This is a genomic window from Amycolatopsis sp. NPDC003861 (assembly GCF_053605405.1).
In genome coordinates, this window is record NZ_JBSGJD010000397.1 from 1 (window position 1) to 5,852 (window position 5,852).

Sequence of the window (5,852 nt, forward strand, 5' to 3'; positions counted from 1 at the left end):
TACCTCCCCCACCCAGCAATCCCTTTTCCCTACCCCCCCTTTTGTCTTTTTGGGGGTGTGGGGGGGGGGGGCCTGCGCTAGTTCGCCTCGGCCGGGGCCGTCCGCGCGGCCGATTTGCGTTGCAGGGCGCGGACGATCGGCTCCACCACCCGGGCCGCCGTCGGGCCGAGGATGGCCATCAGGAGGACGTACGCCGTGGCCAGCGCCGCGAGTTCGCCCGTGACCGCTCCCGCCGTCACCGCCAGGCCCGCGATGACGATCGAGAACTCGCCCCGCGCGACCAGCGCCGCTCCCGCCCGGGCCCGGCCCATCTTCCCGATGCCCTGGCGGCGCGCCGCCCACCAGCCCGTGGCCACCTTCGTCAGCGTCGTCACCACCGCCAGCACGATCGCCCAGCCCAGCACCGGCGGGATCGACGCCGGGTTCGTGTTGAGGCCGAAGACCACGAAGAACACCGCGGCGAACAGGTCGCGCAGCGGCTCCAGCATGTGCGTCGCGTTCTCCGCTGTCGAGCCCGAGATCGCGATGCCGAGCAGGAACGCCCCGACCGCCGCCGAGACCTGCATCGCCGACGCCAGACCGGCGACCAGCAGGGCCGCGCCGAGCACCTTGAGCAGGAACACCTCGCGGTCCGGGCTGTCCACCGCGGCCGAGACGTACCGGCCGAACTTCAGCGCGACCACCAGCACCACGGTGATCACCAGCAGCGAGATGCCGACCGCCTCGAGACCGCCGAGCAGCGACACCCCGCCCAGCACGGCGGTGAGGATCGGCAGGTAGAGCGCCATCGCGAGGTCCTCGAACACGAGGATCGACAGCACCACCGGCGTCTCGCGGTTGCCGAGCCGGCCGAGGTCGCCGAGGACCTTCGCGACGATGCCGGACGACGAGATGTACGTGACGCCCGCCATCACCATCGCGCCGACCGGGCCCCAGCCCAGCAGCAGCGCGACGGCCGCGCCGGGGGCCGCGTTGAGGACGATGTCGAGCAGGCCGGCCGTCCAGGACCGGCGGAGCCCGGTGAACAGCTCGGCCGCGGAGTACTCCAGGCCGAGCAGGAGGAGCAGGAGCACGACGCCGATCTCGCCGGCCAGGTGCGTGAAGCCGCCGATGTCGCCCAGCGGGATCAGGCCGCCCTGGCCGAAGCAGAGGCCGCCGAGCAGGTAGAGCGGGATGGGGGAGAGGCCGATCTTCGCGGCCAGGCGCCCGAGCACGCCCAGCCCGAAGAAGACCGCCCCCAGTTCGATCAGGGACAGCGCGGTGTGGTCCATCGGCCGCTCAGCCGTACTTGAGGATCTTGGCGGCGGCTTCCAGGCCCTCGCTCGTGCCGACCGCGACCAGCAGATCGCCGCCGGTGAAGGTGAAGTCCGGCGTCGGCGACGGGTGCACCTGGCCGGCCCGCGCCACCGCGACCACCGAGACACCGGTGCGGGTGCGCATCGCGGTGTCGCCGAGCGTCCGGCCGTCGAACGGACCGGACGGCTTGATCGGCAGCTGCCGCGTGCTGATCCCCGGCAGGTCGCGGTGCTCCTCGGTCAGCTGCGCGACCAGCTGCGGCGCGCCGAGCAGGTTGGCCAGCGCGCCGGCCTCGTCCGCGGTGAGCGGGATCGAGGCGGCGCAGGCATCGGGATCGTCCGATTTGGACACGATCAGCTCGATGTGGCCGTCCCGCTGGGTGACGACGCCGATGCGGCGGCCGGTACGGGTGGCGAAGTCCTTGCGGACCCCGATGCCGGGCAGAGGAGTTACTTCGACGTTCACCCAACCACCGTAACCCAGGTGTCCGATTCGCGGGGATTCAGCCGAGCAGCAGGAGCAGGGCGGCGACGGCCATCGCGAGGCAGGTCAGGCCGTGGACGCCGAAGGCGATGGCCTTCTTGCCCCCGTGGCGCAGGACGATCAGCAGGTCGAAGAGGGGCCAGGCGGCCGCGGTGAGGACGACCCAGCCCAGCGCGTGCGGGTCGCCGTAGATCATCAGGGCCAGGGGGATCAGGCCCGCCCCGATGTCGCGGCCGCCCTTGACGTTCAAGAAGGTCTCGGCGTTCTCCGGGACCGCCTGGAAGCCGAAGCCCACGGCGATCTTCGCCGGCGCGAAGAGGTAGTTGAGGCCGACGTAGATGATGCCGAGCGAGACGAGCGCGGTGAGGACGTAGCCGGTGACGAGCATGGTGTTCCCTCCAGGTTTTCTAGCATCGCTAGGATTACTAGCAACGCTAATCTAGCGGCGCTAGTTTGTCTAGCGGTGCTAGCATGTGATCCATGACCCAGCGACAACGGCGTGTGCGCGACCGGACCGAGCGAGGGCAGCGGATCATCGCCGCGGCCAGGGAGCTGGCCGAGGCGGAGGGGTGGGATGCGGTCACCACCCGGCGGCTCGCGGGCCTGATCGAGTACAGCCAGCCGGTGCTCTACAGCCACTTCCCGGGCGGCAAGGACGCGATCATGGCGGCGGCCGCGCTGGAGGGCTTCACCGAGCTGGCGGCGACGCTGGGCGCGGCGCGTCCGGGCGGCCTCGGCGGGGTGACGGAGGCGTACGTGGCCTTCGCGGAAGCCAAACCGGGCCTCTACGACGCGATGTTCACGCACGCCTCGGAGCTGCGGTTCGCCGAGGACGACACGCCGGAGGTGATGAAGGCGTGCTTCGCGGAGCTGCTCGCCGTCGTCGAGCCGACGGCGGGGGAGCAGGACGCGGGCGCGCTGACCGAGGTGTTCTGGAGCACCCTGCACGGCCTCGTGACACTGGACCGGGGCCGCCGGCTCTCGCCCGCCCACCGTGACGAGCGCCTCGCGCTGGTGGTGGCACGCTTCGGCACGCGGGCCGACTGATCTCCCCCGCACCCCGACCGGCAGAATGGGGGGCGACGCCGAACGGGACGAGAACGCGAGGAGAGTGCCGGTGACGGGAGCCCTACGTGGTGTGGTCGCGCTGGATGGCCCATCGGGGACCGGGAAGACCACCGTCGCCCGCAAGCTCGCCCAGCGCCTCGGGGCCGGCTACCTCGACACCGGTGCCATGTACCGGATGGTCACCCTCGCCGTGCTGCGCGCGGGCGTCGACCCGGCCGACCAGGACGCGGTCGCCGAGGTCGCGGACCGCGCCGAGTTCACCATCGGCACCAGCCCCGACCGGCCCGAGATCCGCCTGGCCGGTGCGGACGTCGCCGCCGACATCCGCGGGCCGGAGGTCACCAAGGCCGTGTCGCCGGTCTCGGCCGTGCCGCACGTGCGGGAGCTGCTGGTCGCGCGGCAGCGGCAGATCATCGATGACGTCGTCGGGCACCGCGGCGGGATCGTCGTCGAGGGCCGGGACATCGGCACCGTCGTCGCGCCGGACTCGCCGCTCAAGGTCTTCCTGACCGCCTCGGCCGACGTCCGCGCGTCGCGCCGCAGCACCCAGGACACCGCCGCCGGGCGGCAGTCGTCGGTCGCCGACGCCCTGGCCAGCGTCGAGCGCCGCGACCACCTCGACTCGACCCGCGCCGCCTCGCCGCTGCGCGCGGCCGACGACGCCGTGCACGTCGACACCTCCGAGCTGTCGATCGACCAGGTGATCGTCGCGTTGAGCGAGCTGGCCAGCCACCGCGGCATCCTCGAAGGCTGCAACGCCGAGGTCGCTCGATGAGCGGTGACGGACTCCCCGAGGGATCCGTCGGCAGGCTCCACGACGCCGGGCGGGTCTTCGCCCGGTACTATCTGCGCTCGGCCTTCCGCATCCGGGTGCACGGCCGCGAGCGCGTCCCCGCCACCGGGCCGCTGCTCGTGATCGCCAACCACAGCTCCATGATCGAGCCGCAGCTGATCTTCGGAATGCTTCCGCGGCGTTCGGCGTTCCTGGTCAAGGCCGAGATGTTCGGCGGCGTCGTCGGCAAGTTCCTGCTGGCGATCGGGCAGATCCCGCTCAAGCGCGGCGAGATCGACCGCAAGCCGCTGCTCACCGCGGTCGGCGTCCTGAAGGACGGCGGGGTCGTCGGGATCTTCCCCGAAGGCACCCGCGGTGCCGGGGACGTCGGCGCGGCCGAACGCGGCGCGGCCTGGCTGGTCCGGGCCTCCGGCGCGACCGTGCTCCCGGTCGCGACGCGGGGCACGCTCAAGCCGGCCGACGGCAAGCGGCGGTTCCGGCCACGGGTGGACATCCTCGTGGGCGAGCCGTTCACGCCGAAAGTCGGCCCCGGGAAGACCGGGCTCGACCAGGGCACCGAAGAGCTGCGCGGTGAGCTCGCGGCGCTCGTGAAGACTTTGGACGACTGGCGTGCCGAACACGGATTCGGCGCGGTATAAGGGAAATCGGGTAGTGATGGAAGAGTACGACGGCGTCGGCGAAGTCGACGGCACCTGGTCCGACGAGACCGAATTCGCCGCGCTCGACGCGCAGATCGAGGCGGCGGAAGCGGCCGAGGAGGCCGCGCTCGGGCAGCCGGTGCTCGCCGTCGTCGGCCGGCCCAACGTGGGCAAGTCGACGCTGGTCAACCGCATCCTCGGCCGGCGCGAAGCCGTCGTGCAGGACGTGCCGGGCGTGACCCGCGACCGCGTCGCCTACGACGCCTACTGGGGTGGCCGCCGGTTCACCCTGGTCGACACCGGCGGCTGGGAGCCGGACGCGACCGGGCTGCAGGCCTCCGTCGCCGCCCAGGCCGAGCTGGCCATGCAGACGGCGGACGCGGTGCTGCTGGTCATCGACGCCTCGGTCGGCGCGACGGCGACCGACGAAGCCGTCTCCAAGGTGCTGCGCCGCTCGAAGAAGCCGGTGCTGCTGGCCGCCAACAAGGTCGACGACGACCGGCTGCTCGCCGACACCGCGTCGCTCTGGTCGCTCGGTCTCGGCGAGCCGCACCCGGTCAGCGCGCTGCACGGCCGCAGCTCCGGCGACCTGCTCGACGCCATCCTCAAGGCCCTGCCCGAGTCGCCGCGCGAGGGCGGCGTCCCGACGTCGGGGCCGCGGCGCGTCGCGCTGGTCGGCAAGCCGAACGTCGGCAAGTCGAGCCTGCTCAACAAGCTGTCCGGGGAGCAGCGCTCGGTCGTCGACTCGGTGGCCGGCACCACGGTCGACCCGGTCGACTCGCTGGTCGAACTGGACGGCGAGACCTGGCGGTTCGTCGACACGGCGGGCCTGCGCAAGCGCGTCAACTTCGCCGCGGGCGCCGAGTACTACGCGTCGCTGCGCACCAAGACCGCGATCGACGCGGCCGAGGTCGCGATCGTGCTGCTGGACGCGGCCGAGCCGCTGTCGGAGCAGGACCTGCGGGTGCTGACCATGGTCGTCGAGGCCGGCCGCGCCTGCGTGCTGGCCTTCAATAAGTGGGACCTGGTCGACGAGGACCGCCGGCACGCGATGGTCCGCGAGCTCGACCGCGGCCTGGTCCGCGTGCCGTGGGCGGAGAAGGTCAACATCTCGGCGCTGACCGGCCGTTCGGTGCGCAAGCTCGCGCCGGCCCTGCGGACCGCGCTGAAGTCGTGGGACCAGCGGGTGCCGACCGGCCAGCTCAACGCGTGGCTGTCCGACCTGATCGCGGCCACCCCGCCGCCGGTCCGCTCGGGCAAGCAGCCGAAGGTCCTGTTCGCGACCCAGGCCGGCATCCGCCCGCCGACGCTGGTCCTGTTCACCACCGGCTTCCTCGAGGCGGGCTACCGCCGCTTCATCGAACGCAAGTTCCGTGAGCAGTTCGGCTTCACCGGCAGCCCCGTTCGGGTGAATGTGCGCGTCCGGGAAAAGAAGGCGAAGCCGAAGGTCGGCGGAAAAGCCGCCCGAACCCGGTGAGCGATTTGCCGTAACTCGCGTGATCAGGGTCGTGACTCGCGTGATTGGGGCCGTAACTCGCGAGTTACGGCCCCAATCACGCCGGTTCCGGCTTCAA

Annotated in this window: 7 protein-coding genes; 4 read left to right on the forward strand and 3 right to left on the reverse strand. The window is 71.9% G+C overall.

From position 1 onward, the window contains the following. Positions 1 to 77: 77 nt before the first annotated feature. From ACWEVN_RS45960 to ACWEVN_RS45970, 3 genes are read right to left on the reverse strand one after another with little or no spacing between them, the layout of a single operon-like run. Positions 78 to 1,271 (reverse strand): cation:proton antiporter, encoded by a 1,194-nt coding sequence (locus ACWEVN_RS45960; RefSeq protein ID WP_449685565.1) that lies wholly within the window; start codon positions 1,269 to 1,271, stop codon positions 78 to 80. A 7-nt stretch (positions 1,272 to 1,278) separates the two neighbouring features. After that, positions 1,279 to 1,761, reverse strand: a complete 483-nt coding sequence (locus tag ACWEVN_RS45965; protein ID WP_167384818.1) for a cation:proton antiporter regulatory subunit — start codon at positions 1,759 to 1,761, stop codon at positions 1,279 to 1,281. 37 nt (positions 1,762 to 1,798) lie between these two features. Next, entirely contained in the window at positions 1,799 to 2,167 is a 369-nt protein-coding gene (locus tag ACWEVN_RS45970) for a DUF4267 domain-containing protein (protein WP_449685566.1), read from the reverse strand. Positions 2,168 to 2,280: 113 nt separating this feature from the next. On the opposite strand from ACWEVN_RS45970, the gene ACWEVN_RS45975 reads away from it, so the two are divergent. The 4 genes from ACWEVN_RS45975 to der all read left to right on the forward strand — a co-directional run bounded on the left by ACWEVN_RS45975 (position 2,281) and on the right by der (position 5,755). Further along, positions 2,281 to 2,826, forward strand: coding sequence for a TetR/AcrR family transcriptional regulator (locus ACWEVN_RS45975; RefSeq protein WP_449685611.1), 546 nt, complete (start codon positions 2,281 to 2,283; stop codon positions 2,824 to 2,826). A 91-nt stretch (positions 2,827 to 2,917) separates the two neighbouring features. Then, positions 2,918 to 3,622 carry a (d)CMP kinase gene (gene cmk / locus ACWEVN_RS45980; protein WP_449685612.1) on the forward strand — a complete coding sequence of 235 codons (705 nt, stop codon included), beginning with the start codon at positions 2,918 to 2,920 and terminating at the stop codon, positions 3,620 to 3,622. Beyond that, positions 3,619 to 4,278, forward strand: a complete 660-nt coding sequence (locus ACWEVN_RS45985) for a lysophospholipid acyltransferase family protein (protein WP_452055469.1) — start codon at positions 3,619 to 3,621, stop codon at positions 4,276 to 4,278. The genes cmk and ACWEVN_RS45985 overlap by 4 nt, the downstream gene beginning before the upstream one ends. A 16-nt stretch (positions 4,279 to 4,294) precedes the next feature. Then, entirely contained in the window at positions 4,295 to 5,755 is a 1,461-nt protein-coding gene (gene der, locus ACWEVN_RS45990; RefSeq protein ID WP_310971409.1) for a ribosome biogenesis GTPase Der, read from the forward strand. Positions 5,756 to 5,852: the final 97 nt, after the last annotated feature.